This window comes from Rhizobium sp. G21, assembly GCF_014158035.1.
GTDB lineage: Bacteria > Pseudomonadota > Alphaproteobacteria > Rhizobiales > Rhizobiaceae > Rhizobium_E.
Map to the genome: position 1 here is coordinate 2,594,247 of NZ_JACFXW010000001.1, position 25,421 is coordinate 2,619,667.

General features: G+C 62.0%; 26 protein-coding genes, 2 pseudogenes and 1 riboswitch. Of the genes and pseudogenes, 16 read left to right on the plus strand and 12 right to left on the minus strand.

What is annotated here, in order from left to right; translation table 11 throughout:
* The first annotated feature begins 104 nt into the window (after nucleotides 1-104).
* On the plus strand, nucleotides 105-284 hold the full coding sequence (locus tag H2O14_RS29415; protein WP_409526966.1) for a hypothetical protein: 180 nt from the start codon (nucleotides 105-107) through the stop codon (nucleotides 282-284).
* 11 nt (nucleotides 285-295) lie between these two features.
* The gene (locus H2O14_RS13185; protein WP_182829368.1) at nucleotides 296-937 is read left to right on the plus strand and encodes a LysE family translocator; all 642 of its coding nucleotides are present in this window, start codon (nucleotides 296-298) and stop codon (nucleotides 935-937) included.
* An 11-nt stretch (nucleotides 938-948) separates the two neighbouring features.
* Here the strand turns inward: H2O14_RS13185 and H2O14_RS13190 are convergent, their stop codons facing one another.
* The 6 genes from H2O14_RS13190 to H2O14_RS13215 all read right to left on the minus strand — a co-directional run bounded on the left by H2O14_RS13190 (nucleotide 949) and on the right by H2O14_RS13215 (nucleotide 5,752).
* Complete coding sequence (locus H2O14_RS13190; protein WP_246697380.1) at nucleotides 949-2,160, minus strand: RNA polymerase sigma factor; 1,212 nt, start codon at nucleotides 2,158-2,160, stop codon at nucleotides 949-951.
* Between the two features lie 56 nt (nucleotides 2,161-2,216).
* A complete protein-coding gene (locus tag H2O14_RS13195; RefSeq protein ID WP_182828015.1) occupies nucleotides 2,217-2,573 on the minus strand; it encodes a YciI family protein in 357 nt (118 codons plus the stop codon).
* Nucleotides 2,574-2,833: 260 nt separating this feature from the next.
* A complete protein-coding gene (rlmN, locus tag H2O14_RS13200) occupies nucleotides 2,834-4,024 on the minus strand; it encodes a 23S rRNA (adenine(2503)-C(2))-methyltransferase RlmN (protein ID WP_246697598.1) in 1,191 nt (396 codons plus the stop codon).
* 249 nt (nucleotides 4,025-4,273) lie between these two features.
* Complete coding sequence (locus H2O14_RS13205; protein WP_182828017.1) at nucleotides 4,274-4,783, minus strand: invasion associated locus B family protein; 510 nt, start codon at nucleotides 4,781-4,783, stop codon at nucleotides 4,274-4,276.
* A gap of 222 nt (nucleotides 4,784-5,005) precedes the next feature.
* Nucleotides 5,006-5,401 (minus strand): YkvA family protein, encoded by a 396-nt coding sequence (locus tag H2O14_RS13210; RefSeq protein ID WP_182828018.1) that lies wholly within the window; start codon nucleotides 5,399-5,401, stop codon nucleotides 5,006-5,008.
* 51 nt (nucleotides 5,402-5,452) lie between these two features.
* Nucleotides 5,453-5,752, minus strand: a complete 300-nt coding sequence (locus H2O14_RS13215; protein WP_182828019.1) for a 4a-hydroxytetrahydrobiopterin dehydratase — start codon at nucleotides 5,750-5,752, stop codon at nucleotides 5,453-5,455.
* 29 nt (nucleotides 5,753-5,781) lie between these two features.
* Here H2O14_RS13215 and H2O14_RS29420 point away from each other — a divergent pair.
* A pseudogene (locus H2O14_RS29420) lies at nucleotides 5,782-6,271 on the plus strand (low molecular weight protein-tyrosine-phosphatase).
* Nucleotides 6,272-6,286: 15 nt separating this feature from the next.
* Here the strand turns inward: H2O14_RS29420 and thpR are convergent.
* Together thpR and H2O14_RS13230 are read right to left on the minus strand one after the other, a co-directional pair.
* Nucleotides 6,287-6,856 carry an RNA 2',3'-cyclic phosphodiesterase gene (gene thpR / locus H2O14_RS13225; protein WP_182828020.1) on the minus strand — a complete coding sequence of 190 codons (570 nt, stop codon included), beginning with the start codon at nucleotides 6,854-6,856 and terminating at the stop codon, nucleotides 6,287-6,289.
* 97 nt (nucleotides 6,857-6,953) lie between these two features.
* Nucleotides 6,954-7,600 (minus strand): annotated as a pseudogene (locus tag H2O14_RS13230) (arylesterase).
* Between the two features lie 75 nt (nucleotides 7,601-7,675).
* Here H2O14_RS13230 and H2O14_RS13235 point away from each other — a divergent pair.
* The 4 genes from H2O14_RS13235 to H2O14_RS13250 all read left to right on the plus strand — a co-directional run bounded on the left by H2O14_RS13235 (nucleotide 7,676) and on the right by H2O14_RS13250 (nucleotide 12,466).
* The gene (locus H2O14_RS13235) at nucleotides 7,676-8,356 is read left to right on the plus strand and encodes an ABC transporter ATP-binding protein (RefSeq protein ID WP_182828021.1); all 681 of its coding nucleotides are present in this window, start codon (nucleotides 7,676-7,678) and stop codon (nucleotides 8,354-8,356) included.
* Nucleotides 8,353-10,905, plus strand: a complete 2,553-nt coding sequence (locus H2O14_RS13240; protein ID WP_182828022.1) for an ABC transporter permease — start codon at nucleotides 8,353-8,355, stop codon at nucleotides 10,903-10,905. The genes H2O14_RS13235 and H2O14_RS13240 overlap by 4 nt, the downstream gene beginning before the upstream one ends.
* A 199-nt stretch (nucleotides 10,906-11,104) precedes the next feature.
* The gene (locus tag H2O14_RS13245; protein ID WP_182828023.1) at nucleotides 11,105-11,851 is read left to right on the plus strand and encodes a Bax inhibitor-1/YccA family protein; all 747 of its coding nucleotides are present in this window, start codon (nucleotides 11,105-11,107) and stop codon (nucleotides 11,849-11,851) included.
* 66 nt (nucleotides 11,852-11,917) lie between these two features.
* Nucleotides 11,918-12,466, plus strand: coding sequence for a GNAT family N-acetyltransferase (locus tag H2O14_RS13250; RefSeq protein ID WP_182828024.1), 549 nt, complete (start codon nucleotides 11,918-11,920; stop codon nucleotides 12,464-12,466).
* Nucleotides 12,467-12,475: 9 nt separating this feature from the next.
* On the opposite strand, the gene H2O14_RS13255 is transcribed toward H2O14_RS13250, so the two are convergent.
* Both H2O14_RS13255 and H2O14_RS13260 read right to left on the minus strand, forming a co-directional pair.
* The gene (locus tag H2O14_RS13255; RefSeq protein ID WP_182828025.1) at nucleotides 12,476-12,682 is read right to left on the minus strand and encodes a DUF1737 domain-containing protein; all 207 of its coding nucleotides are present in this window, start codon (nucleotides 12,680-12,682) and stop codon (nucleotides 12,476-12,478) included.
* Entirely contained in the window at nucleotides 12,679-13,575 is an 897-nt protein-coding gene (locus H2O14_RS13260) for a CoA ester lyase (protein ID WP_182828026.1), read from the minus strand. The genes H2O14_RS13255 and H2O14_RS13260 overlap by 4 nt, the downstream gene beginning before the upstream one ends.
* A 115-nt stretch (nucleotides 13,576-13,690) precedes the next feature.
* Between H2O14_RS13260 and H2O14_RS13265 the strand changes: the two genes are divergently transcribed.
* The 5 genes from H2O14_RS13265 (at nucleotide 13,691) to ubiG (ending at nucleotide 18,119) form a co-directional block, all read left to right on the plus strand.
* The gene (locus H2O14_RS13265; RefSeq protein ID WP_246697381.1) at nucleotides 13,691-13,954 is read left to right on the plus strand and encodes a hypothetical protein; all 264 of its coding nucleotides are present in this window, start codon (nucleotides 13,691-13,693) and stop codon (nucleotides 13,952-13,954) included.
* 108 nt (nucleotides 13,955-14,062) lie between these two features.
* The gene (locus H2O14_RS13270; protein WP_182828027.1) at nucleotides 14,063-14,905 is read left to right on the plus strand and encodes an AAA family ATPase; all 843 of its coding nucleotides are present in this window, start codon (nucleotides 14,063-14,065) and stop codon (nucleotides 14,903-14,905) included.
* An 82-nt stretch (nucleotides 14,906-14,987) separates the two neighbouring features.
* Nucleotides 14,988-15,065: riboswitch (SAM riboswitch) on the plus strand.
* A 51-nt stretch (nucleotides 15,066-15,116) separates the two neighbouring features.
* Nucleotides 15,117-16,064 (plus strand): homoserine O-succinyltransferase, encoded by a 948-nt coding sequence (gene metA / locus H2O14_RS13275; protein WP_182828028.1) that lies wholly within the window; start codon nucleotides 15,117-15,119, stop codon nucleotides 16,062-16,064.
* A 4-nt stretch (nucleotides 16,065-16,068) separates the two neighbouring features.
* Nucleotides 16,069-17,259 carry a VWA domain-containing protein gene (locus H2O14_RS13280; protein ID WP_182828029.1) on the plus strand — a complete coding sequence of 397 codons (1,191 nt, stop codon included), beginning with the start codon at nucleotides 16,069-16,071 and terminating at the stop codon, nucleotides 17,257-17,259.
* 110 nt (nucleotides 17,260-17,369) lie between these two features.
* Nucleotides 17,370-18,119: a bifunctional 2-polyprenyl-6-hydroxyphenol methylase/3-demethylubiquinol 3-O-methyltransferase UbiG gene (ubiG, locus tag H2O14_RS13285; protein ID WP_182828030.1), complete on the plus strand. Its 750-nt coding sequence runs from the start codon at nucleotides 17,370-17,372 to the stop codon at nucleotides 18,117-18,119.
* A gap of 9 nt (nucleotides 18,120-18,128) precedes the next feature.
* Here the strand turns inward: ubiG and H2O14_RS13290 are convergent, their stop codons facing one another.
* Nucleotides 18,129-18,935 carry a hypothetical protein gene (locus H2O14_RS13290; RefSeq protein WP_182828031.1) on the minus strand — a complete coding sequence of 269 codons (807 nt, stop codon included), beginning with the start codon at nucleotides 18,933-18,935 and terminating at the stop codon, nucleotides 18,129-18,131.
* A 118-nt stretch (nucleotides 18,936-19,053) separates the two neighbouring features.
* The gene (gene secA, locus H2O14_RS13295) at nucleotides 19,054-21,753 is read right to left on the minus strand and encodes a preprotein translocase subunit SecA (RefSeq protein WP_182828032.1); all 2,700 of its coding nucleotides are present in this window, start codon (nucleotides 21,751-21,753) and stop codon (nucleotides 19,054-19,056) included.
* Between the two features lie 239 nt (nucleotides 21,754-21,992).
* Here secA and H2O14_RS13300 point away from each other — a divergent pair, with 239 nt between their 5' ends.
* From H2O14_RS13300 to mutT, 4 genes are all read left to right on the plus strand, one after another.
* Nucleotides 21,993-22,847, plus strand: coding sequence for a peptidylprolyl isomerase (locus H2O14_RS13300; RefSeq protein WP_182828033.1), 855 nt, complete (start codon nucleotides 21,993-21,995; stop codon nucleotides 22,845-22,847).
* A 91-nt stretch (nucleotides 22,848-22,938) separates the two neighbouring features.
* The gene (argJ, locus tag H2O14_RS13305) at nucleotides 22,939-24,180 is read left to right on the plus strand and encodes a bifunctional glutamate N-acetyltransferase/amino-acid acetyltransferase ArgJ (protein ID WP_182828034.1); all 1,242 of its coding nucleotides are present in this window, start codon (nucleotides 22,939-22,941) and stop codon (nucleotides 24,178-24,180) included.
* Nucleotides 24,161-24,940, plus strand: coding sequence for a GNAT family N-acetyltransferase (locus H2O14_RS13310; RefSeq protein ID WP_246697382.1), 780 nt, complete (start codon nucleotides 24,161-24,163; stop codon nucleotides 24,938-24,940). Before argJ ends, H2O14_RS13310 begins: the two co-directional genes overlap by 20 nt.
* Entirely contained in the window at nucleotides 24,937-25,353 is a 417-nt protein-coding gene (mutT, locus tag H2O14_RS13315) for an 8-oxo-dGTP diphosphatase MutT (RefSeq protein WP_182828036.1), read from the plus strand. The genes H2O14_RS13310 and mutT overlap by 4 nt, the downstream gene beginning before the upstream one ends.
* The last annotated feature ends 68 nt before the right edge of the window (nucleotides 25,354-25,421 follow it).

Here is a 25,421-nt window from a genome sequence, read left to right on the forward strand (position 1 = left end):
CGCATCTCCTCATTCCCGGCTTCGTCTTCACCAGCCTCACCGCCAATGGCCGCAGCGAAAAGCCCGCCGCCGCCTGGACGCCGGAACAGACCGTCGATTTCATGATGGACAGCTTGACGCGCGGCGATTTCTATATTCTCTGCCCGGACAATGACGTGCCGCGCGAACTCGATGAAAAGCGCATCTTCTGGGCCGCGCATGACATCATCGACAACCGCCCGCCGCTCAGCCGCTGGCATCCCGATTATGCCGACAAGTTCAAGGCGTTTCTCGCCGGAGAGTGATCCCTGCCATGATGGAGTTCCTGCCCAGCCTCGCCACGCTTCTGACCTTCACCGGCATGTGCTGGGTGCTGGCGATCACGCCAGGGCCTGACATGACGATCTCGATCAGCCGGGCGCTGTCGGACGGCAAGGCGGGCGGGATCATGGTGGTCATGGGCACCTCCTCCGGGATCGTCATCCATACGCTGCTGGTGGCCTTCGGCGTCTCGGCCCTGATCGTGGCGTCGCCGACCGCCTTCCTGATCCTGAAGACGGGCGGGGCCGGTTATCTCGTCTGGTTGGCGATCCAGGCAATCCGGCACGGCTCCAGCCTGTCGGTGAAAAAGGTGGAGGGGCCGGCGAAATCGGGCCTCGCCAATTTCGTCTCGGGCTTCACCGTCAATCTGATGAACCCCAAGGTCATCATCTTCTTCATGACCTTTCTGCCTCAATTCGTCACGGCGAATGATCCGCATGTGACGGGCAAACTGATCTTTCTCGGCTTCTGGTTCATTGTCGTCGGCATGCCGGTCAATCTGATCATCGTGCTCACGGCCGAAAAGCTCGCCGGCTGGCTCGCCGCCAACCGCAAGGTCTTGCGCGGCATCGACTACACCTTCGCCGGCGTCTTCTCGCTCTTCGCCGTCAAGATCTTCATGACCCAGGCGCGCTGAGCCCGAAGATTTCAGACCCCTTGATGACATTCCTGCAGACGGCGTTCGAGAAAGCCGCGTTCAGCAGCATTCTGTGATAGATTGCGTGCTATGGAAAAGGCGAGCGCTGCTTCCGACCGCTTTCCTGTCCGCATCAAGAGATCGGCATGGGCGGCGTGAAACGGCTGATAGGCGCCGAGCAGCCGTCCCAGCGGCTCCAGAGCCGCGAGCGCCTCTTGAGGACTTTTCGCGAAGGAAAGGGCGACAATGCGATTGAGTTCGAAGATCGGATTGCTGAACCTCGCCGCCAATATGTCGTAGAGGGCCAGAATTTGCGGCCAGTCGGTCTCGGCGAAGCTCGGCGCCTCCGCATGCAGCGCTGCGATTGCCGCCTGTATTTGGTAGGGGCCCGGCATTCCTCGCTTGAGCGCCTGCTCGATCGCCCGCCGGCCTTCGTCGATTTCGTCGCTGCGCCAGAGACGTCGATCCTGCTGTTCCAGCGTGGCGAGCGATCCGTCAGCATTCTGCCGCGAATCGCGGCGAGCGTGATGCAGCAGCATCAGGGCGAGCAGGCCTTCGACCTCGCCTTCGCCAAGGGCGAGGTCGTTGAGCAAACGGGCGATCCTGATCGCCTCCCCACAGAGATCGGCGCGTAGCAGATGCTCGCCGGAGGAGGCGTAGCCCTCGTTGAACATCAGATAGACGACGGCCAGCACATTCTCCAGCCTTTCACGCCAGTCCTCGGGTCCAGGGACCTGATAGGCAATGCCGGCCTTGGCGATCTTGTGGCGGGCGCGGACCAGCCGTTGCGCCATGGCTTCTATCGTATCCAGAAAGGCGTCGGCCACTTCCTCCGTCTTGAGGCCGCAGATCGACCGGAGCGTCAGCGCCACGCTGGTTTTCCGGTCGAGGGCGGGATGGCAGCAGGTGAAGATCAGCGCCAGCCGTTCGTCGCGGATGAAATCTCGCTCCTCTTCCTCCTCCCTACGGGATTCGGCGAGCATGTCGTAGAGCCGGCCGATGTCCGGCGATTTTCGGTTGAAATTCTGCGCGCGACGCAGGCGGTCGAGCGCCTTTCGTCGCGCCGCCCGCATCAGCCAGCCTGTAGGCGAATGCGGGAGGCCGACCCGTCGCCAATGCAGGAGCGCGGCTTCGACCGCGTCCTGCAGGCTGTCTTCGGCCAGTTGGAAGTTTCGCAAGACGCTGACGAGGCCCGACAGAAGGCGACCGCCATCCCGACGCATTACGGCATCCAGCGCTAAAGCGACGTCGTCCTCATCAGCGCCTTGCGCTCCGGCCGTCATTCCGCGTCGAAGATCATCAACGGGCGCACTTCGACGGCGCCGCTCGCGGCATGCGGGATCATCGCGGCGAACTTCACCGCCTCGTCGAGATCCTTGCAGTCGAGAATATAAAAGCCGCCGAGCTGTTCCTTGGTTTCGGCAAAGGGGCCGTCCATGGTTTCGGTCTTGCCGCCGCGCACGCGCACCGTGGTCGCCGTCATCGGCGGCTGCAGGGCGTCGCCGCCGACATAGACGCCGGCTTCGGCATAGGCCTTGTTGCAGGCGTCGTAGCCGGCCATCATCTTTCCAAATTCGGGCGTATTGGGACGCTCGTCGGTTTCCGGATTGGTGTAGATCAGCGCGATGTATTTCATACGAATCTCCTGTTTTCCGTCGCGGCCGCGTCGCGATCATCATGCGGCGAGACAAGGACGAACAGAGTTTTGCGGATCGACATCGTCCCGAGAAAATTTTGAAAAAAACCGGAATACGCACGCTTACGCCCCCGCCAAGCCTCTCGCCGGAGCGCCAGCATCTTAAAATCACGGAAAAAAAAAAAAGGGGGCGCCTGCCAAAATAGAAACGCGACCCGTTTCCGGATCGCGTCAAATCTTTCGGCCGACTGCAGGGCTTATCAGTCGTCTTCGCCGTGATTGGCGATCATCATCGCTTCGAAGGCGAGGCGCTCGGTCTTGCGCATGCGCTCGGATTCCGACTTCAGCTGCCCGCAGGCGGCGAGAATATCGCGACCGCGCGGCGTGCGGATCGGGCTCGCATAGCCTGCCTGGTTGATGAAATCGGCGAAGGCCTCGATCGTTTCCCAGTCCGAACACTCGTATTTCGAACCCGGCCAGGGATTGAAGGGAATGAGATTGATCTTGGCCGGCACGCCCTTGAGCAGCTTGATCAAGTTCTTGGCGTCGGCAAGACTGTCATTGACGCCTTTCAGCATCACATATTCGAAAGTGATGCGGCGGGCATTCGACAGGCCGGGATAGGCGCGGCAGGCCTCCATCAGCTCCTTGAGCGGATATTTCTTGTTGATCGGCACCAGCTTGTCGCGCAGTTCATCATTGGTGGCGTGCAGCGAAATCGCCAGCATCACGCCGGTTTCCGCGCCGGTGCGATAGATTTCCGGCACGACGCCGGAGGTCGACAGCGTGATGCGGCGCTTGGACAGCGACAGGCCGTCGCCGTCGGAGGCGACGAGCAAAGCGCGCTTCACGTTTTCGAAATTGTAGAGCGGTTCGCCCATGCCCATCATCACGACATTGGTGACCTTGCGGCCCTCGGCCGGCACGATCGCGCCCTGCGGCGCTTCACGGTCCGGGAAATCGCCGAGCCGGTCGCGGGCGAGCAGAAGCTGCGAGATGATTTCCTCGGAGGTGAGGTTGCGCACCAGGCGCTGCGTGCCGGTATGACAGAAATCGCAGGTGAGCGAACAGCCCACCTGCGAGGAGATGCAGAGCGTGCCGCGGCCTTCTTCGGGAATATAGACCGTCTCGACCTCGACGGGGCGGCCCGCGCCGCGCGGCGGAAAGCGCAGCAGCCATTTGCGCGTGCCGTCATTGGAAATCTGTTCCTCGACGATTTCGGGGCGCGCGATGGTGAAATGCGTCTTCAGAAGCTGGCGCAGATCCTTCGACACGTTGAGCATATGGTCGAAATCGGAAATGCCGCGAATATAGAGCCAGTGCCAGACCTGCTGCACCCGCATCTTCGCCTGACGCTGCGGCACGCCTTTCTCGACCAGCGCCTCGGCCAGTTCCTCACGGGTGAGGCCGATCAGCGAAGGGCGGTTTTCGAACGACAGGGCGTCGGGCATTAAAGAGGTCGGAGCCGAGGGGCTCACGGCGGTCATCATATCCATGGCAGAATTCCCTGAGCGGCACGCCCTGCGCTGCCTGCGACTGGATCGCGGCGCGGCATGCCCTGATAATGGGCCTTTTGCGAGCGCCTTATCATGGAAAGTCCCGCAAGTCACCCCTTCGCGCGCCTATCGGCAGCGGCTGTGCAGAAATGGCAAAGGCCGGGCGCTCAGCGCCCGGCCTCGTCAGATTTCAGGTGAGACGCCTTACTGGCAGTTCTCGATCTTTTTCAGCGCGGCCGAAATACCTGAGAGCGAAAAGACGTAGCCTGTCTTCGTGCCCTTGCGCGATACGGCGCCCATGGTCATCGACTTGCCGGAGCGCATGGCCTGGACGAGGGCAGGCTCTTCGGCGGCGTTTTCGAGCCAGGCGGACTTGCCCTTGGTGAACATGGTGAAGGACTTGTCGTCGATCTGCACATTGACCTTGGAGCCGGCCTGCAACTCGTAGCCGAGCATGGCCTGCGGCTCATAGGAGATGTTCTGCCCGGGACGCTGGGTCACCAGAAAGAAGATGTCGCCATGATCGACATTGGCAGGGGTCAGCTGTTTGGGGTCCGGCACGGTGAGCACATAGCAAACCTTGCCGCTGCCGCCTTGGTAAAAATATGCGCCCCACGCCTTGAATTGCTCGATGCGCGTCGGCGCCTGGGCATAAGCGGACGTGGCGATGGCCGTGACGGCCAGAAGGGCGGCAGTCAGTGTTTTCGCAAACATGATTTCCTTCCGATTAACTCAGGGACCGGCGCGACGGCGCGCGCCTTCTTTGCGGTCATTATGCCTTTATTCAGGTTACCAAACTCTCAACGACAGTCGCCTATCGACACAGGCGGCCGGGAGCGCGGTCGTCCTGGCAAGTCTCGTGTGATGCCGAACGACACCATGTCTTGCGAGTGAGAGCAGGAATTGGGCGAGAATGGGGCGAATCCGGCGCCCCGCTCAGCCTTTCGATTGGGAAGAGGCGAGTTTTTCGAGTTCGAGCGCCGTATCGGCCTGATCGAAATGCTCTGGTTTCAGCGAGCTCCGCACGGCGGCGATCGCCGCGGCGAGCACCGCGATATCGTCACTGAACCCGACGACGGCCAGAAGATCGGGTATCGTGTCGAATGGCAGGATGAAATAGGCGAGCGCCGCCAACAGTATGGCCTTGACGCGACGGGGCGTGGCGGGATCGATCGCGCAATAATAGCTCGCCACTACGTCGCGGGCGAATGGAAGCCTGGAGAAAGCCTTCTTCAGCACCGGCCAAAAGCGCGTGCGGACCTTCGCCTCGCGCTTCTCCGTGTCGGCCTCTTCACCAGGCAACAAGATTTCACCGATTTTAATGTCGTTCATAGCAGATCCTCGGCCCTTCCAACTGATGATATGGGGGAGAAGTTCCGCTGTTCAATGCCGCCGGGCGACCTTGTCCATGAAAGCGGCCAAGGCGATGTCGAGCTCGGTCAGGCCCTTGGCGGAATGCGTGGTGAGACGCACGTCGACATTCCGGTAGACGTTGCTCCATTCCGGATGATGATCGATCTTTTCGGCGTAGACGGCGCATTCCGCCATGAAGCCGAAGGCGGCGGCGAAATCCGCAAAGCGAAATCGTCGGGATATCGAATCCCCGCCCTCGGCGAGCGTCCAGCCATCGAGTTCTTGTAGAGCGTTTTCGATCTCGCTAGGGATAAACCTGTCGCGCGCCATGTCTCGCCTCCTCATCGCACCGGATCGCTATGGATCATCGCAAGATTCTGTTCGTCTGTCTCGGCAATATCTGCCGTTCACCGCTCGGCGAGGGCATTCTTCGCCATCGCGCCGAGATGCGGGGATTGTCTCATCTCGTATCGACCGATTCGGCCGGCACCGGCGGCTGGCATCAGGAGAGGCCCCCGACGCTCGCTCGATCGCGATCGGGCGACGACGGGGGTGGACATTTCCGAGCAGAGAGCGCGAAAGATCAGCCCCAGCGATTTCAACGATTTCGATATGATCTTCGCCATGGATCGCAGCAATTTGCGCGACATCGTGCGCATCGCTCCGCATGATTCCAGCGCCGATATCCATCTGTTCATGGATTTCGTCAGCGGTGAACACCGTGACGTCCCGGACCCCTATTACGGCGACGACCGTGATTTCCAGAAGGTGTTCGACATGCTCGACGCCGGTTGCGCCAAGCTTCTCGACTTTCTCTATCCCCCAACCCGCCCGGGCGAGCGGGTTTGAAGACGACTCAGGGCCTCAATTCCAGTGCGGCGCCCGGCGCTTTCTGCCGGGGATATCGAGCGGATAGACTTCTTCGACCACATAGGGTCCGCCGCCGACCGAATCGCGCGACGACATCACCACGAATCGCGTGACGGTGAAGGGGCCGGCCGAGAAATTGCCGCGCCCATTCATATAATGCACGACGTCTTCGACCCGGGCGTTTTTCAGCCGCGCCAAGGTTACATGCGGCATGAATTTTCTCGGTTCGGGCGGCAGTCCGATCCGTTGACAAACCCGCTCTATATCCGCCTGCAGCGCGTTCAACGCAGCGGACGGCTGCACGCCTGCCCAGATACTGTGGGGTTTCTTGGAGCCGAACAGGCCCGTTCCAACCAGCGACAGGTCGAACTGTGTTCGATGAACGCGATCGAGGCCGTTGACCAGATCATCGGCTGTGCGGTGATCGACATCGCCGATGAAGCGCAGGGTGAGGTGGAAATTCTCCCTGTCGATCCAACGCGCTCCGGGAAGTCCACCCCGCAACAGTGACAGACTCAAGGCTGCGCTCTGCGGGATTTCGAGGGCGGTGAACAATCTCGGCATGACGAGCTCCTCGAATCGCTTCTCTGACATGAACGAATCATTAATTCGGCGTCAGCGCAATTGATGTTTCCAGATTATCCCGCAGCGCATAAAAAATTCATGAACCGAGGTTTTTGAGAAACATTTCTGCTACCGGCAGAAACTTGTCAGCCATCACATCGGTTCCCTTGCCGTTGGGATGCATGCGATCCTCGAGCTGTAGCGAGGGGTCCAAGGCGACGCCGTCCAGCACGAACGGATAGAGCGCGACGTCATATGTCTTGGCGAGATCCGGGTAGATCGGATTGAAGGCGGCGGCGAAATCCTGGCCGAGATTGGGCGGGGCGAGCATGCCCATCATGACGACCGGGATGTTGCGCTCCTTGAGGCGCGCGAGAATTGCGTCGAGGTTCTTGCGCGTTTCGGTCGGCGGCAGGCCGCGCAAGGCGTCATTGGCGCCGAGTTCCAGGATCACGCCGTCGGTTCCGTCCGGCACCGACCAGTCCAGCCGGGCGAGACCGTCGGCGGTGGTGTCGCCGGACACGCCCGCATTGGTGATCGTCACGTCGAAGCCTTTGTCTCTCAGCCTTTTTCGAGCCGCGCCGGGAAGGCCTCGTCCGGCGGCAACTGATAGCCGGCCATCAACGAATCGCCGAGGCCGACGAGATTGATCGGTTCGGCGCGCGCCGCCGTACCTAATCCCGACAGGATCGCAGCGAGGCCCGCGAGAGATAACAAAGTCTTGAACGCGGCTTTAAATCTCATCACTCGTCTCCTACCTTGCGATGCGGAAAAAGAGGCGGCTTGCGCCTCGTCAAAAAGATATAGGACCGGCGCCCCGTGGTTGAAACCATCATCGAGCTGAAAAACGCGGATCTGACTCTCGGGGAGGGGGCGAGCGCCGTGCATGTGCTGAAAGATCTCAGTCTCAGCATCGAATCCGGCACATCCAACGGGGTCACCGGTCCCTCGGGTTCCGGCAAGTCCACGCTTCTGATGGTGCTTGCGGGCCTGGAAAGTCTCGACGCCGGCGAGCTGGTCATCGCCGGGGAAGCGCTGCACAAAGCCAGCGAAGATCGACTGGCCGCCTTTCGCGGCCGCAATATCGGCATCGTCTTTCAGTCCTTCCATCTCATTCCCAATATGACGGCGATCGAGAATGTGGCCGTTCCGCTCGAACTCGCCGGCAGCGGCGACGCCTTCGCCGTTGCGCGGCGCGAATTGCAGGCGGTCGGGCTCGGCGAAAGGCTGCATCATTATCCGGGCCAGCTCTCGGGCGGCGAGCAGCAGCGCGTGGCCATCGCCCGAGCGCTCGCGCCATCGCCCAAATTGTTGATCGCCGACGAGCCGACCGGCAATCTCGACGTCGAAACCGGGCGTCAGATCGCCGATCTTCTGTTCGCCAAGCAAGCGGAGCGCGGCATGACCCTGCTGCTCGTCACCCACGATCCATCGCTTGCGGCGCGCTGCCAGCGACAGATCCGCATCCGCTCCGGCCAGATCCTGGATCGGGCCGCATGACGGGCGCGGGATCGCTCTTCAGAGACTGGTCGCTGGCCTGGCGCTTCGCCATTCGTGAAATGCGCGGAGGTCTGAGCGGCTTCAGGATCTTCATCCTCTGCATTCTTCTCGGCACGGCCGCCATCGCCGGCGTCAATTCGGTCGCCGCCTCGATGTCGGAGGCGCTCGAAGGCCGCGGCCGCGAAATCCTCGCCGGCGACATTCGCTTCGAGCTCAAGCAGCGGGAAGCCAATACGGCCGAACGCGCCTATCTCGACAGTCTCGGCGAGGTCGCCGTGGCCTCCAACATGCGCTCCATGGTGCGCAGCGAAGACAAGACGCGGCAGACGCTGTCCGAACTCAAGGCGGTGGACGGCCTTTATCCCCTCTATGGCGCATTCGTGGCCGATCCCGACCGGCCTCTCGCCGAGTTGCTCGCGGAGCGGGACGGCGTTTATGGGGCGCTGGCGCAACCGATGCTGCTCGACCGGCTCGGCGGCAAGGTGGGCGACAGGGTCCTGATCGGCGATATGCAGATCGAAATCCGCGGACGGATCGTCTCGGAGCCCGATCAGCTATCCGACGGCTTCGCGTTTGCGCCGCGTCTGTTGATTGCACGCGACGCGCTGGTCAAAAGCGGCCTGATGCAGACGGGCAGTCTGGTCGACAACAACTACCGGATCAAGCTTCCGGCGGGCGCGAAGAGCAACGGCCAGATCCGGCGCGAGGCGCAGGCGAAATTTCCCGAAGCCGGCTGGGCCATCCGCGGATCGGGCAATGCCGCGCCGGCTCTGTCCAACAATATCGAGCGCTTTTCGGAATTCCTGACGCTGGTCGGGCTCGCGGCGCTGGCCGCCGGCGGCGTCGGCGTCGCCAACGCCGTGACCGCCTATCTCGACGCAAAGCGCGGCGTGATCGCCTGCTTCAAGAGCCTGGGCGCTCCCGGCCGATTGATCGTCATGGTCTATCTCATCCAGATCCTGCTGATCGCGACGCTCGCGATCATCGGCGGTCTCGCGGTCGGGGCGGCGATCACGCCGGTGGTGGGCTATTTCCTCAAGGGTTATATGCCGGCGCCGGAGGGGTTGACGCTCTATCCCCGCGCCCTCGGTCTCGCCGCGCTCTTTGGCCTGCTGATCACGCTCGCATTTTCGATCCTGCCGCTCGGACGCAGCCGCCTCGTGCGGGCGACCGAGCTCTTCCGCAGCCAGAGCGAGACGGGCTGGCGCGTGCCGGCGCGATATTACATCGCAGCGGGCGCAGTGTTTATGGCGGTTGCGGCGCTGGCCGTCTTCTCGGCCGAACAGCGCTTCCTCGCCTTTGTCTTCGTGGCCTCGACCGCGAGCGCCTTTCTCGTTCTCAGGCTGGTCGCCGTCGGCGTCGCCGCGCTTGCCAGGCGCGTCCGGCAGGTTCGTTCGCCGGCGCTGAGACTGGCGATCGGCAATATCCATCGACCCGGCGCGCTGACGAGTTCGGTGATCCTGTCGCTGGGGTTGGGCCTCACGCTTCTGTCGGCGCTCGCATTGATCGAGGGCAATCTGCGCGGCAGCCTTGCCGGCGCGATGGCCGAAAAGGCGCCGAACTTCTTCTTCATCGATATCCAGAACCGCGACATCGACGGCTTCAGGAACGTGGTGAAGAGGACGGCCCCGAACGGCGACGTCGGCAGCGTGCCGATGCTGCGCGGCCGCATCCTCGCTTTCAACGGCGAGGATGTGCAAAAGCGCAGCGTGCCGCAGGAGGCGCGCTGGGTGCTGCAGGGCGACCGCGGCATTACTTATTCCGAAACCGTGCCGGAAAATTCCCGCGTGGAAGAGGGCGCATGGTGGGACAAGGATTACAGCGGCGAGCCGCTGGTGTCCTTCGCCAGCGAAGAAGGTCGTCAGCTGGGTCTCAAGATCGGCGACACCGTGACCGTCAATGTTTTGGGCCGCAACATCACCGCCAGGATCGCCAATTTCCGGGAGGTGGAATGGCGCTCGATGTCGATCAATTTCGTGATGGTCTTCTCGCCCAACACCTTCAAGGGGGCGCCGCATGCCTGGCTGGCGACGTTGACGGATCATACCGCCACGCCTGCCGACGAGCAGGCGGTGATGCGCTCGGTCACCAACGCCTATCCCGGCATCACCTCGATCCGTGTCAAGGACGCGCTCGACATCGCCTCCAATCTCGTCGGACAACTGGCCACCGCCGTCCGCGCCGCCGCCTCCATCGCTCTGGTCGTCTCCGTGCTGGTGCTGTCGGGCGCGATCGCCGCCGGCAATCGCGCCCGCATTCACGACGCGGTGGTGCTGAAGACGCTCGGCGCCCGACGCTCGATGCTGATGCGCGCCTATTTCTACGAATATGCGCTGCTCGGTCTGTCGGCGTCGATCTTTGCCTTGGCCGCGGCATCGGTCGCCTCCTGGTATGTGGTGACGGAGATCATGGAGTTGCCGTTCCGGTTCCTACCGGGCGCTGCGCTCTGGACGCTCGCGGTGGCGCTGGTGGTGACGGCCGGCACCGGCTTTCTCGGAACCTGGCGGGTGCTCGGACAGAAAGCCGCGCCCGTTCTGCGCGAGCTTTGAGCCGAGGTGAAGACCGCTTTTCGACCCGCTTTACCATGGGTTGAAGAAGCTTGCGCATTTGTCATGCATTCGGGCTTGCCAGCGGCAGCGCCGGGTCCCATATTCACGACATGCTTGCTGGAGCTCCGCGAGCTGCGCCGGCGATCCCCTCACACGAGGCGGCTGGCGGATCAACAACGGAGCTTTGTTAGAGGAAACAATGGCTGACTTGAGAGACTTCCAAAACCGAATGAGCAATCCCGCCGCCGCGCGCGCGGATGCCGATATCGACCAGGGTCTGCGCTCTTACATGCTCCGCGTCTACAACCTGATGGCGCTGGGCGTGGCGTTGACCGCCGTGGTGGCCTACGCCTTCTCCGCAATGGCGGTGTCGGGCGGACAACTGACCGCGTTCGGTCAGGCGATCTATATGAGCCCGCTGAAATATGTGGTGATGTTCGCGCCGCTGGCTCTGGTGTTCTTCCTGTCCTTCCGAATTGAGAAGATGAGCCTGGCGTCGGCGCAGATGACCTTCTGGGCCTATGCCGCGCTCGTGGGCGCTTCGCTGTCGTCGATCTTTCTGGTCTACACCGACGCTTCGATCGTGCAAACCTTCGCCGTGACCGCAGCCTCGTTCGGCGCGCTGTCGCTCTATGGCTACACCACCAAGCGCAGCCTGTCGGGCATGGGCTCGTTCCTGATGATGGGTCTGTTCGGCCTGATCATCGCCTCGCTCGTCAATCTCTTCCTGCAGTCGTCGGCGCTTGATTTCGCGGTCTCGGTGATCGGCGTGCTGGTGTTCGCCGGCCTGACCGCCTGGGACACGCAGCGCATCAAGGAAATGTACTGGGAAGCCGATGGCGTCGAAGTGGCCGGCAAGAAGGCCGTCATGGGCGCGCTCAGCCTCTATATGGACTTCATCAACCTCTTCCTTTTCATGTTGCGCTTCCTGGGCAACCGCGAGTAAGACCTGCTGAAGTCATGACCATCGAAGGGCGGCAGTCATGCCGCCCTTTTTTAATGCGAGGCAGCCATGAAGATCAGCCTGCGCGACGCCACCGTCGCCGATATTCCCGCCATCACCGCGATCTATCGCGAATCGGTGCTCAACGGCATCGGCACCTATGAGCTCGAGCCGCCGACAGAAGCCGAAATGCTCGCCCGCTTCGACACAGTCACCGGCCAGAACTATCCTTATCTCGTGGCTGTGAATGCGTCAGGTAATGTGGTCGGCTATGCCTATGGCTCGCCCTTCCGCACCCGGCCGGCCTATCGCTATCTCGTCGAGGATTCGATCTATGTGGCCGCCGACGGTCGCGGCCTGGGCGTCGGCTCGACTTTGCTCGATGCTCTGATGAGCCGCAGCGCCGAACTCGGCCTGCGCCAGATGATCGCCGTAATCGGCGGCGGCAACCCCGCTTCGGTGGCGCTGCACGAAAAAGCCGGCTTCAAGCATGTCGGCCGCATGCCCGCCTCCGGCTTCAAATTCGGCCAATGGGTCGACACGGTGCTGATGCAGCTCGAACTCGGCGAAGGTGCGACCACGCTTCCCGCAGCCGAGCCCAACCTGCGCCAGCCTTGATCTCCCGGCTTATTGTTCCGACAGCTTGATATCCGGGTGATAGTCCTTGCCCGGAACGTCCTTCACCACGGCCTGGCCGGCCATCATCTGGCCGGTCGCGCTGTTGAAGGTCAGCGATGGCGACCCATGCAGATCCCAGCCTTTGTTGAGCGCGTCTGTGACGCGGTGGCAGAAGGAGGAGTCGTCGGGGCCGGTGAGGAAACGATAGACTTTCAAGGATCTCTCCGTGCGATGAGGTCTGCCCGCGCCTTCAGCGCCAGGGCCTGTTCATAATGAAGCCGTTCGACCATGCGGCCGCCGATGTCAAGCGCGTTCACCTGCTCCGCGCCCGGCGCGGTGAAGCCGGCGATGATCTCGTCGGCCTCGGCGATTTCGTCGGCCGAGGGGCGGTAGCGGGCATTGGCCGCCGGGATCTGGGCCGGATGGATCAGCATCTTGCCGTCGAAGCCCATGGCGCGACCCGTCGCGCATTCCCGGTCGAAGCGCTCGAGATCGCGAAAATCGTTGGAGACCGCGTCGATGACGCGAAGGCCATAGGCGCGGCCGGCCAGCACCACCTGCATCAGCCAGGGCATGACGAAGGTTCTGTCGGGATCGGGCAGCACGCCGGTCTCCTTGCGGAGATCGTTGAGGCCGACAACCAGCGCGTCGAGACGTCCGCCAGCGATGCGCCCGGTCTCGGCGATCGCGCCGGCGTTGAGGATGGAGAGCGGCGTTTCCATCATCGCCCAGACGCGGACCGTGTCCGGAGCATCATTGTCGGCCAGATAGCCGGCGATCTCCAGGATATCTCCCGGCGAGCGCACTTTCGGGATCAGCACCGCGTCGGGGTTGGTCTCCAGAACCAGCGCCAGATCATTCGCCGCGTGGCGCGAGGCGAGATCGTTGATGCGGATGATCCGCTCGACGCCCTCCATGGGCGGCCCTTGAAAGAAGGCGCGGATCTTGTCGCGCGCCGTCGCCTTCTCGCCCTCGGCGACGGCGTCTTCGAGATCGAGAATCACCGCATCCATACTGAGCGACGGCAGTTTGGCGATGGCGCGTTCGTTGGAGCCGGGCAGGCAGAGAATCGAACGGGAGGGCCTCGAAGGGCGAAGATCATGTGTCATCCGCCATTTATGGCCAATGGCGCAGAGGCGATCAAGAATAACTCGGCGCCGTGCGACCCTCTGACCCTTGCAAATCGCGGCTTTCTCGCCCACATTACCTCGAGAAGGAGTGGTGATGACCATGAAAAGCGTTCGTTCTTTCTTCCTGACCCTGGCAGGCCTGACGATGGTCGCCGTCGCCGCCGTGTTCACCGCATCGATCGGCCTTGCCCTGATCGGCGCTATGGCGGTTCTGGCGTTTGGCTACTGGCTTTCGGCAATGATCGATTCGGGAGCGACACAGCAGCCGGCCCGTGTCTATGCGCGCTATCGCGCCCGTCAGCGCGAAGAGGCTATGCGGGTCTGGAACGACGGCAAGGGCACCATCATCGACATGTGACGGCGCGGCCGGGCGAGAACCCAGGCCGATCGAAGGCGGACATGCGTTCCGCCTTTTTGTATCCTACATTCGCCGTACAGACTGTTTTTCAGACGCCCAGAGCCTGACATGCAATTCACCGGAACCGACAGCTATATCGCCGACAAGGACCTGACGGTCGCGGTCAACGCCGCTATCCGGCTGGAACGTCCTTTGCTGGTCAAGGGGGAGCCGGGCACCGGCAAGACCGAACTCGCCCGGCAGATCGCCCAAAGCCTCGGCCTGAAATTCATCGAATGGAACGTCAAGTCGACGACCAAGGCGCAGCAGGGTCTTTACGATTACGACGCCGTGTCGCGGCTGCGCGACAGCCAGCTCGGCGATGTCAGGGTTCAAGACATCCGCAACTATATCCGCAAGGGCAAGCTCTGGGAGGCGTTCGAGGCCTCCGAGCGCGTTGTGCTGCTGATCGACGAGATCGACAAAGCCGATATCGAATTCCCCAACGATCTCCTGCAGGAGCTCGACCGGATGGAATTTCATGTTTACGAGACGAATGAGACGATCAAGGCGCTGCATCGCCCGATCGTCATCATCACGTCGAACAACGAGAAGGAACTGCCGGACGCCTTCCTGCGCCGTTGCTTCTTCCATTTCATCCGCTTTCCCGACGCAGAGACGCTCGGCCGCATCGTCGAGGTGCATTATCCCGGCATCAAGCAGCGTCTCCTGCACTCGGCCCTGACCCGGTTTTTCGAGATCCGCGAAACGCCAGGGCTCAAGAAGAAGCCGTCGACGTCCGAAGCGCTCGACTGGATCCGGCTGCTGGTGTCGGAGGATGTGGAGCCCGAGACGCTGGCGGCCAATCCCGCCAATGCTCTGCCGCGTCTGCATGGCGCGCTCCTCAAAAAGGAGCAGGATGTGCATCTCTTCGAACGGCTCGCCTTCATGGCGCGGCGCGAGATGCGTTAGGGCGAGAAGCCCTGAGCAAGCTTTTCGCCCGTAAATCATCTGCTTTCATCACATTGAAAATTGGCGTCGCCCGGTATATGACAAGTCAAACCGTGGTGATTTGCCGGCCGGCTTGCAGCCACGTTAAACAATTTGCTAAATAGGGCCACCGCGCGAAGGGGCGAGGGGACCGGCGAATTGTATTTCGGCGCCGGCGTTAAGGAGTGCCCCGATGCCCATCAAGATTCCCGACCAACTGCCTGCGTTCCAGACCCTCGTTCAGGAAGGCGTGCCCGTGATGACCGATTCGGTCGCCATCCGGCAGGACATTCGTCCGCTGCAGATCGGTCTTCTCAACCTGATGCCCAACAAGATCAAGACGGAGATCCAGATCGCCCGTCTGGTCGGCGCGTCGCCTTTGCAGGTGGAGCTGTCGCTCGTCCGCGTCGGCGGCCACAAGTCCAAGAACACATCCGAGGATCATCTCCTGTCCTTCTACAAGACCTGGGACGAGGTGAAGGACCGCAAGTTCGACGGCTTCATCATCACCGGCGCGCCGGTGGAACTGCTGGATTACGAGGACGTCACCTATTGGGACGAGATGAAGGCGATCTTCGACTGGACCGAGACCAATGTCCATTCGACGCTGAACATCTGCTGGGGCGCGATGGCGGCGATCTATCACTTCCACAAAGTGCCGAAATACACGCTCACGGAAAAAGCCTTCGGCGTCTACCGCCACCGCAACCTCAATCCGGCCTCACCCTATCTTCTCGGCTTTTCCGACGATTTCGCCGTGCCGGTGTCGCGCTGGACGGAAGTGCTGCGCAAGGACATGGATCCGAAATCGGGGCTGGAGGTTCTGATGACCTCGCATGAGACGGGTGTCTGCATGGTGGCCGAAAAGCGCGGCAACCGGCTCTATATGTTCAATCACGTCGAATATGACTCCACCTCGCTGGCGGACGAATATTTCCGCGACCAGGCGGCGGGCGTGCCGGTCAAGCTGCCGGAAAACTATTTCCCGGACAATGATCCGTCCAAGCAGCCGCTCAATCGCTGGCGGAGCCATGCGCATCTTCTGTTCGGCAACTGGATCAACCAGGTCTATCAGACGACGGAATACAATCTCGCCGATATCGGGCAGCGCGAGCTTCGGGCCGACATGGAGATCGCCTGAAATCATGTTCCTGCCCTTCTTCCTCGAACTCAAATCGGCTCAGGTCCCCGTCACGCTGCGGGAATATCTGACGCTGCTCGAGGCGGTGAAGGAGGGCGTGGCCGATTTCGACGTCGAGGCGTTCTATTATCTTTCCCGCGCCGCGCTGGTGAAGGACGAACGCTTCATCGACCGTTTCGACCGCGTGTTCGCCCATGTCTTTCGCGGCGTCATCGGCCAAGGTGAGACCTCTGGCGAGGCGAGCAACCCTGTCGATCTGCCGGAGGAATGGCTGCGGCGGCTCGCCGACCGCCATCTGTCCGAAGAGGAGAAGGCGCTGGTCGAAAGTCTCGGCGGCTTCGACAAATTGATGGAGACACTGAGGCAGCGGCTTGCCGAGCAGAAGGAGCGGCATCAGGGCGGCAACAAATGGATCGGAACCGGCGGAACCTCGCCCTTCGGCGCCGGCGGATTCAATCCCGAAGGCGTGCGTATCGGCCAGACGGAAAGCCGGCATCGCAAGGCTGTGAAGGTCTGGGACGAGCGGCATTTCCGCAATCTCGACGATACGGTCGAACTCGGCACGCGCAATATCAAGGTGGCGCTGAAGCGGCTGCGGCGTTGGGTGCGCGCCGGCGCCGCCGAAGAGCTCGATCTCGACGGCACGATCCGCGCCACCGCCGAACATGGCTGGCTCGACATCCAGACAAGACCGGAGCGGCGCAACCGCGTGAAGCTTCTGATGTTTTTCGACATCGGCGGCTCGATGGACGATCATGTGAAGGTCGCCGAAGAGCTGTTTTCGGCCGCTCGCTCCGAATTCCGCCAACTCGAATACTTCTACTTCCACAACTGTCTCTATGAGGGCGTGTGGAAGGACAATCTCCGCCGTCGCGTCTCGGTCATCCCCACCGAGGAGGTGCTTCACACCTATGGTCCCGACTACAAAGTGGTGTTCGTCGGCGACGCGGCGATGAGCCCCTATGAGATCAACATGGTCGGCGGTTCGGTCGAACATTGGAACCGCGAGCCGGGCGCTGTCTGGCTCGACCGGGTCACGGGCCATTTCCGCAAATGGGCCTGGCTCAATCCGCTGCCCGAAAGCCAATGGGGCTATACGCAGTCGATCGCCATGATCCGGCAATTGTTCGCCGGCAAAATGTATCCGCTCACCTTGGGTGGTTTGGAGGCTGCGGCAAAAGAACTGTCGCGCTGAGCATCTGCCGATCTTGACTTCAGCTGTCACAAGGCCGAACTGACACTCCTGCGTATAAGGCCGAAAGCCTCGCGTCGGTGAAGCCGGCGCCGGAACGAAGGAGCGTCGCGATGACCGAAGCCGCCAAGACCACCATCGATCAGTCCGAAGTCGATCGCTTCTCCGCCATGGCGGCGGAATGGTGGAGCCCGACCGGCAAGTTCCGGCCGCTCCATAAATTCAATCCGGTGCGCATCGAGTATATTCGCGACAGGGTATCGGTCCACTTCGGTCGTGACCCCAAGGCGCATCTGCCGCTGAGCGGTCTTCGGGTGCTCGATATCGGCTGCGGCGGCGGTCTGCTGTCCGAACCCGTGGCGCGGATGGGCGCAAGCGTCGTCGGCGCGGATGCGTCTGAAAAGAATATCGGCATCGCCCGCACCCATGCCGAACAGTCGGGCGTCGCCGTCGATTATCGCGCCGTCACCGCCGAACAATTGGCGGCGGACGGCGAGCAGTTCGACGTCGTGCTCAACATGGAAGTCGTCGAGCATGTCGCCGACGTCGCTTTCTTCATGGAGACCTGCGCCTCGCTGGTCAAACCGGGCGGGCTGATGTTCGTCGCGACCATCAACCGTACGCTGAAAGCTGCAGCTCTTGCCATCGTCGGCGCCGAATATGTGCTGCGCTGGCTGCCGCGCGGCACGCATCAATATGAGAAGCTGGTGCGCCCCGAGGAAATCGAAGCGCCTCTCGGCATGGGCGGCATGTCGGTCACCGAGCGCACCGGCGTGTTCTTCAATCCTCTCCAGAACCAGTGGAACTTGTCCAAGGACATGGACGTGAATTACATGCTGGTGGCGGAAAAGAAACCGCTTTAAACGTCGACGTCAGACGGTGTAACCGAAGCGCTCGATGATCAGCCAGTCGCGTTTCGCGACGAGATCGATGGTCTCGGGGTCGTAATAATAGCCATACTTGGCGTGTTCACGGGCATTGGTCTTGCCGATCGCCTCCAGGTCTTCCATCGACACCGGCTTGCCGATGTCCTGTAGAAGCCCATGAAGATCCTGGTTCAGCCTTTCCATGCGCAGAATGCGGCTGGCGATGCTATGCCGCTCCATAAAGGCGTGGATGCCGTCACGGCTATCCGCCTGACGCCCCGTCGCGTTCCAGGCGTTGAACTCCGTCGTGAGCGCCAGGAACCGGAACGTCATGAAGCCAACTTCATGGCGTATGGCGCTCGATGCATAGCCCTCCTTGGCGATGGACCGGCCTTCGTCGCCGAGAAGCAGCGTCAGCCATCGCCGAAAGTTCTCCTGGTTTGCGGCGTCCGAATAGAGCTTCCGCCATTGCGGATGTCGGCCGATGCGCCCAAAAGCCCGTCCTGTCGCCGCAAGACCCGCAGCCCAGCCGGAATGCCGCGCCGCATGCCTGATTTCGCTGAAGGGCGCATGCATCAGATAGCGCGCAAAACCGCCCGAGCCCGAACAACCGAAGGTCCACAGCGACACATACCAGTCCCAGGGATTGCGGATCGAGGACACGATCAGACGGTCCTTGACGCTTTCGAAATCGGTGAGTTGTTCATGCCGCTCGCCGGTCTTGCCGCCGACGTAACGCTTCAGCACCTGGCGCACATGGGTGCTGCCGGTCTTCTGCATTTCCAGATAGACGACCTTCTTGGAGATGAACATGCCTTTGGGTCCGATTGCGAGTATCCGTCGCGCCTTCTTGGCGCGCTCCGCGGCCGATGTAAATAAAAAGCCGCGCGGCCATGCGGCCGCGCGGCTTCGTCTGACATTATAGGCGATCTCACACCGTCTCGTAGGATCCGTGGCAATGCTTGTATTTCTTGCCGGAGCCGCAGGGGCAGGGCTCGTTGCGGCCGACTTCGCCCCAGGTAGAAGGATCGTTGGGATCACGGCGGATTTCGGTGGCCTGGAAGCCGCCTTCGCCGAAGTCGTCTTCGCCGGTGGAAGCGTCGATGTGATGGCCTTCCATCGGCGGCAGGTCGGGATCCGGCGCGCTCTGGGCGAGTTCGACGCGCATCAGTTGGGTCACCACCGTGTTGCGCATATTGGCCAGCAGCGCCTGGAACAGCTCGAAAGCTTCCTGCTTGTATTCCTGCAGCGGATCACGCTGGGCGTAGCCGCGGAAGCCGATGACCGAGCGGAGGTGTTCGAGATTGACGATATGCTCGCGCCAGAGATGGTCCATGGTCTGCAGCACGATCGAGCGCTCGATATAGGTCATGAGATCGGCGCCGAAGCGGTCGGCCTTGTCCTTCATGACGGCGTCGGAGGCTTCCTTGACGCGCTCGACGATGTCGTCTTCGGCGATGCCTTCTTCGGCGGCCCAGGCGTCGACCGGCAGGTCGAGCCCGAGCGTGTCGCGGATTTCCTGGCGAAGGGCGGCCACATCCCACTGTTCGGCATAGGCCCGCTCGGGAATATGTTTCTTGGTGATCACCTCGATCACCTCGTGCCGCATATCGTCGATCGTCTCGGTGACGCTCGAGGCTTCCATCAGTTCGAGGCGCTGCTCATAGACCACCTTGCGCTGGTCGTTGAGCACGTCGTCATATTTGAGGAGGTTCTTGCGGATGTCGAAGTTGCGGGCTTCGACCTTCTTCTGCGCCCGTTCGAGCGCCTTGTTGATCCAGGGATGGATAATCGCTTCGCCTTCCTTGAGCCCGAGCTTGACCAGCATCGTGTCCATGCGCTCGGAACCGAAAATGCGCATGAGATCGTCCTGCAGCGACAGGAAGAATTTCGAACGACCCGGGTCGCCCTGACGACCTGAACGACCGCGCAGCTGGTTGTCGATGCGGCGGCTTTCATGGCGCTCGGTGGCGAGCACGTAGAGACCGCCGGCGGCGAGCGCCTTCTCCTTGAGCACCTTGATTTCGTCGCGGATCGCCTGTTCCTGCGCCGCGCGCTCGGGTCCTTCCGGCATCTCGGCGAGTTCGCGGGCGATGCGCATGTCGACATTGCCGCCGAGCTGGATGTCGGTGCCGCGTCCTGCCATGTTGGTGGCGATGGTGACAGCGCCGGGCACGCCGGCCTGGGCGACGATGAAGGCTTCCTGCTCGTGATAGCGCGCATTGAGAACCTGGAAGTCCTTCACGCCGTCGCGGCGGAGCAGTTCGGCGAGCAGTTCCGACTTTTCAATCGAGGTCGTGCCGACCAGAACGGGCTGGCCCTTGGCTTGCGATTCCTTGATGTCGGCGATGATCGCCTTGTATTTCTCCTCGACGGTCCGGTAGACCTCGTCGTCCTCGTCGATGCGCTGGATCGGCACATTGGTCGGGACTTCGACGACTTCGAGATTGTAGATGTTGCCGAATTCCTCGGCCTCGGTATTCGCCGTGCCGGTCATGCCGGCGAGCTTGGAATACATGCGGAAATAGTTCTGGAAGGTGATCGAGGCCAGCGTCTGGTTTTCCGGCTGGATCTGCACCTTTTCCTTGGCTTCCAGCGCCTGGTGCAGGCCTTCCGAGTAACGGCGGCCCGGCATCATGCGGCCGGTGAATTCGTCGATGATCACCACTTCGTCATTGCGGACGATGTAGTCCTTGTCGCGCTGGAACAGCTTATGGGCTTTCAGCGCATTGTTGATGTGATGGACGATCGCGACATTTTCGACGTCATAAAGCGATTCGCCCTTGAGATGACCGGCGGCGCGCAGCAGGTTTTCGAGCTTTTCGGTGCCGCCTTCCGAGAAGTTCACCGAACGCTGCTTCTCGTCGATCTCGTAATCTTCGTTCGACAATTGCGGAATGAAGGCGTCGATCGTGTTGTAGAGTTCGGAGCGATCGTCGAGCGGGCCGGAGATGATCAGCGGCGTGCGCGCCTCGTCGATCAGGATCGAGTCCACTTCGTCGACGATCGCGAAATTGTGTCCGCGCTGGACCATCTGGCCCTTCTCGAACTTCATGTTGTCGCGAAGATAATCGAAGCCGAGTTCGTTGTTCGTCGCATAGGTCACGTCGCAGGCATAGGCCGCGCGGCGCTGGTCGTCGTCGAGACCATGAACGATGACGCCGGTGGTCAGGCCGAGAAAGCCGTAGACCCTACCCATCTGGGCGGCGTCGCGCTGGGCGAGGTAGTCGTTGACCGTCACCACATGCACGCCCTTGCCGGAGAGCGCATTGAGATAAACAGGCAAAGTCGCCACCAGCGTCTTGCCTTCGCCGGTTTTCATTTCGGCGATGCCGCGTTCATGAAGGATCATGCCGCCGGTCAGCTGCACGTCGAAGGGGCGCATGCCGAGCACGCGGCGCGCGGCTTCGCGGGCCACGGCGAAAGCGGGGGCGAGAATGTCGTCCAGCGATTTGCCGTCGGCCAGCTGCTGGCGGAACTCCCCAGTCTTGGCCTTCAGCGCGTCGTCCGACAAAGCCTTGATCTCGGCTTCCAGGGCGTTGATGGCGGCGACACGGACTTTGTAGGAACGGATGCGGCGATCGTTGGAGGAACCGAACAATTTACGGGCGAGCCCGCCGAGACTGACCATGCCTATGGTCCTTTCTGAACTGTCTTCTGTATGCGGAGGTTTCGGCGTCTCAAGTATCAAGCCGTAAAAACGTTCCGCTGCGCCGCATTCTTCTTCAGCGCAAACCCGCGAGACAGATAAGAGGGGGCCGGTGGTCTGTCAACGGCAAGCGCTGGCGCGCCCGCTTTTCCGATTGCCTTTTGGCTTGAAAAATGCAAATCCCGGACCCTGTTTTTCCTTTGTGCCAGAATGGTGAGAAGATGTTTCGCAAAGGCCTGCTAGCCGCAACCGCTTTGACCGCCCTCCTGATCGTCTCCAACGGGGCGTTCGCCGAGGATGCGGCCAACCCGGTCATCGCCACTGTCGACGGCGTCGACATCACCAAAGCGGATCTCGATCTCGCAGAAAGCAATATCGATCCGCAGCTGTCGCAGTTGCCGCCCGAGCAGAAGCGGCTGGCCGCTTTGTCGTCGCTGATCGACGCCAAGCTCATCGCCGTCAAGGCCAAGGGTGAGAAGCTCGACGAGACGCCCGAATTCAAGGAGCGCGTCGCCTTCATCGTCGACCGCGAACTCCACAACGCCTATTTCAAGAAGCATGTCGTCGACGCGGTCACGGACTCCGACGTCCAGACGCGCTACGACGCCGAAATCAAGGCGATGCCGAAGCAGGAAGAAGTTCGCGCCCGCCACATCCTGGTCAAGACCGAGGATGAAGCCAAGGCGGTGATCAAAGCGCTGGGCGAGGGCAAGGATTTCGCCGAGCTCGCCAAGGAAAAGTCCACCGATCCGAACAAGTCCGACGGCGGCGATCTCGGCTATTTCCGCAAGGGACAGATGGTGCCGGAATTCGAGACGGCCGCTTTCGCCATGCAGAAGGGCGAGGTCTCCAAGGCGCCGATCAAGACCCAGTTCGGGTGGCATGTCATCAAGGTCGAAGACAAGCGCATTGCGCCGCCGCCGCCGCTCGAGCAGGTCAAGGATCAGATCCGCCAGATCATCATGCGCGACAAGTATCTCGAACTGATCAAGACGTCGAAGGACGCCGCCAAGATCGAGGTCAAGGACCCGGCGCTGGCCAAGGGCTACGAAGAAGCCAACAAGCCGGCAAACTGATCAGAAAAGGCGCCTTCCGGGGCGCCTTTCGCCATCAGGCCTTCAACTCCAGACCCCAGACTGGGAAAAGTCCCCGAAAAGAGAGGTCTCCATGTCGCACGCCGTATCTCCCCTCGCGCCCAAGTCCTATGCCGAGATGCCCGTCATCGAGGGCGTCCGCATGGCCACCGCCGAAGCCGGAATAAAGTATAAGAACCGCACCGACGTGTTGATGATGGCGTTCGACGAGCCCGCCACCGTCGCCGGCGTCTTCACACGGTCGAAATGCCCGTCGGCTCCGGTGGATTTCTGCCGCGCCAATCTGCCGCATGGCAAGGCCAAGGCGCTGATCGTCAATTCCGGCAACGCCAACGCCTTCACCGGCAAGAAGGGCAAGGCGGCAACCGCCCTGACGGCCCAGTCGACCGCAGCTGCGCTCGGCGCCGAGGAAAACGAGATCTATCTCGCCTCGACCGGCGTGATCGGCGAGCCGCTCGACGCCGCCAAGATCGCCGCCGTGCTTCCAGATCTCGCCGCGAAGCTGACCGGCGACTTCTGGTTCGAAGCCGCCAAGGCGATCATGACCACCGACACCTATCCGAAGGTCGCCACCCGCAGCGCCAGGATCGGCGACGCGACCGTGACCATCAACGGCATCGCCAAGGGCGCCGGCATGATCGCCCCCGACATGGCGACGATGCTGTCCTTCGTTGTGACCGATGCGGATCTTCCGGCGGATGTCCTGCAGGCGCTCCTTGCGAAGGGCGTCGGCCCGAGCTTCAATTCGGTGACCGTCGACAGCGACACCTCGACCTCCGACACGCTGATGCTGTTTGCGACCCGCGCCGCCGCCAAGCGCGGCCAGGCCACGGTGACCGCTGCGACGGATGCCGCCCTCGCCGATTTCGCTTCGGCCCTTGACAGCCTGCTTCTCGACCTCGCCCATCAGGTGGTCTGCGACGGTGAAGGCGCGCGCAAGATGCTCGAAGTGACGGTCAACGGCGCGGTCAGCGACGAAAGCGCCAAGAAGGTCGCGCTGTCGATCGCCAATTCGCCGCTCGTCAAGACGGCGGTGGCGGGTGAAGACGCCAATTGGGGTCGCGTCGTGATGGCGGTCGGCAAGTCGGGCGAACCTGCGGATCGCGATCTCCTGGAAATCAGCTTCGGCGATATCCGCGTCGCCGTCGACGGCGAGCGCGACCCCGATTATTCCGAAGAGGCGGCCTCCGCCGTGATGAAAAAGGACAAGATCCCGGTTCGGGTCGATCTCGGCCTCGGCTCGGGACAGGCTACGGTCTGGACCTGCGATCTGACCAAGGACTATGTTGAGATCAATGGCGACTATCGCAGCTGACGGGAAAACCCTGCCTCTGGTGCGGCGGCTGGAGGCGGTTGGCTTTCGCGCCTGGCCGGCGAAATCGGTGTCCTTCGACGGGAGCTGGCAGCTCCGCATCACGCCCGGCCATCCCTCGAAGCGCCTGAACAGCCTGGTGCCGCTCGATCCGTTCGACAGCCGCGACATGACGGAGCGGTTGCGTCAGGCGGAAGCGCGGTTCTTGGCAGAGGGCGTGACGCCGACGGTGCGGCAATCGCCGCTCTGCCCGCCTGCTCTTCTGGACGTGCTGGCTGGGGAAGGCTGGACGCGGGGATCGGAAACGCATGTGATGGGCGCCGATCTCGACGCGCTCGATCTCAGCCATGGCATGGATCACCTGCCGAGCCATGATATCCGCCGTTTCTCGGACGCCTGTGTGGCCGTCGATGACGGCCGTGAAGCCGACGCCGAGGTGATCGGCGCCATCATTGCCGCGATCGAACCGACCGCCGGCCTGTTTCTGCTGGAAGACGCTCATGGTCCGAGCGCCGTGGCGATCTGCGTGCAGGACAATGATCTCGCCGGCCTGCAACAGGTCGTGGTGCGCAAGGACCTGCGCCGGCAGGGGCTGGGTCGCGAACTCGTCGCCGGCGCCCTGCGCTGGGCGCGCCTGCGCGGCGCGCGCAAGGCATGGCTGCAGGTCATCGCCGCCAATCACGGCGCCGTCGCCCTCTACAAGGACATGGGCTTCGGCGTGATCTACGACTACGCCTATTGGCGCAAGGAGAGCGCGGCATGAGCGGGGCCGGCAAACGCATTCTTCTGGTGGCCGCCTGCGCGCTGATCGACGCCGACGGACGAGTGCTGCTCGCCCAAAGGCCGGAAGGCAAGTCGCTCGCCGGCCTCTGGGAATTTCCCGGCGGCAAGGTCGAGCCCGGCGAAACGCCAGAGGAGACGCTGGTGCGCGAATTGCGCGAGGAACTGGGTATCGAGACCAAGATCCCCTGTCTGGCCCCTTTGACCTTCGCCAGCCACAGCTATGACGATTTTCACCTGCTGATGCCGCTCTATGTCTGCCGCCGCTACGAGGGCATCGCTCGCGGCCTGGAGGGACAGGCGGTCAAATGGGTGCGCGCCAAGGATCTCCGCGATTATCCGATGCCGCCCGCGGACGATCCGCTTGTTCCATTTCTGGTCGATCTCCTCCCATAAAGCCTGTGGAATAACCTTCTGTTAAGACTCTGTTTAGTAAGCGCTGGCATTATCGATCCGGTAACCAA

Bases quoted from the DNA above. Each gene is read 5' to 3' on its own strand.
- H2O14_RS29415 (WP_409526966.1), top strand. From the start codon at position 105: ATGGACAGCTTGACGCGCGGCGATTTCTATATTCTCTGCCCGGACAAT.
- H2O14_RS13270 (WP_182828027.1), top strand. From the start codon at position 14,063: ATGCAATTCACCGGAACCGACAGCTATATCGCCGACAAGGACCTGACG.
- H2O14_RS13310 (WP_246697382.1), top strand. From the start codon at position 24,161: ATGGCGACTATCGCAGCTGACGGGAAAACCCTGCCTCTGGTGCGGCGG.
- mutT (WP_182828036.1), top strand. From the start codon at position 24,937: ATGAGCGGGGCCGGCAAACGCATTCTTCTGGTGGCCGCCTGCGCGCTG.
- H2O14_RS13215 (WP_182828019.1), bottom strand. From the start codon at position 5,752: ATGGCGCGCGACAGGTTTATCCCTAGCGAGATCGAAAACGCTCTACAA.
- H2O14_RS13210 (WP_182828018.1), bottom strand. From the start codon at position 5,401: ATGAACGACATTAAAATCGGTGAAATCTTGTTGCCTGGTGAAGAGGCC.
- ubiG (WP_182828030.1), top strand. From the start codon at position 17,370: ATGACCGAAGCCGCCAAGACCACCATCGATCAGTCCGAAGTCGATCGC.
- H2O14_RS13240 (WP_182828022.1), top strand. From the start codon at position 8,353: ATGACGGGCGCGGGATCGCTCTTCAGAGACTGGTCGCTGGCCTGGCGC.
- argJ (WP_182828034.1), top strand. From the start codon at position 22,939: ATGTCGCACGCCGTATCTCCCCTCGCGCCCAAGTCCTATGCCGAGATG.
- secA (WP_182828032.1), bottom strand. From the start codon at position 21,753: ATGGTCAGTCTCGGCGGGCTCGCCCGTAAATTGTTCGGTTCCTCCAAC.
- H2O14_RS13280 (WP_182828029.1), top strand. From the start codon at position 16,069: ATGTTCCTGCCCTTCTTCCTCGAACTCAAATCGGCTCAGGTCCCCGTC.
- metA (WP_182828028.1), top strand. From the start codon at position 15,117: ATGCCCATCAAGATTCCCGACCAACTGCCTGCGTTCCAGACCCTCGTT.
- H2O14_RS13190 (WP_246697380.1), bottom strand. From the start codon at position 2,160: ATGCGTCGGGATGGCGGTCGCCTTCTGTCGGGCCTCGTCAGCGTCTTG.
- rlmN (WP_246697598.1), bottom strand. From the start codon at position 4,024: ATGCCCGACGCCCTGTCGTTCGAAAACCGCCCTTCGCTGATCGGCCTC.
- H2O14_RS13250 (WP_182828024.1), top strand. From the start codon at position 11,918: ATGAAGATCAGCCTGCGCGACGCCACCGTCGCCGATATTCCCGCCATC.
- H2O14_RS13245 (WP_182828023.1), top strand. From the start codon at position 11,105: ATGGCTGACTTGAGAGACTTCCAAAACCGAATGAGCAATCCCGCCGCC.
- H2O14_RS13185 (WP_182829368.1), top strand. From the start codon at position 296: ATGGAGTTCCTGCCCAGCCTCGCCACGCTTCTGACCTTCACCGGCATG.
- thpR (WP_182828020.1), bottom strand. From the start codon at position 6,856: ATGCCGAGATTGTTCACCGCCCTCGAAATCCCGCAGAGCGCAGCCTTG.
- H2O14_RS13260 (WP_182828026.1), bottom strand. From the start codon at position 13,575: ATGACACATGATCTTCGCCCTTCGAGGCCCTCCCGTTCGATTCTCTGC.
- H2O14_RS13205 (WP_182828017.1), bottom strand. From the start codon at position 4,783: ATGTTTGCGAAAACACTGACTGCCGCCCTTCTGGCCGTCACGGCCATC.
- H2O14_RS13195 (WP_182828015.1), bottom strand. From the start codon at position 2,573: ATGAAATACATCGCGCTGATCTACACCAATCCGGAAACCGACGAGCGT.
- H2O14_RS13300 (WP_182828033.1), top strand. From the start codon at position 21,993: ATGTTTCGCAAAGGCCTGCTAGCCGCAACCGCTTTGACCGCCCTCCTG.
- H2O14_RS13265 (WP_246697381.1), top strand. From the start codon at position 13,691: ATGACCATGAAAAGCGTTCGTTCTTTCTTCCTGACCCTGGCAGGCCTG.
- H2O14_RS13290 (WP_182828031.1), bottom strand. From the start codon at position 18,935: ATGTTCATCTCCAAGAAGGTCGTCTATCTGGAAATGCAGAAGACCGGC.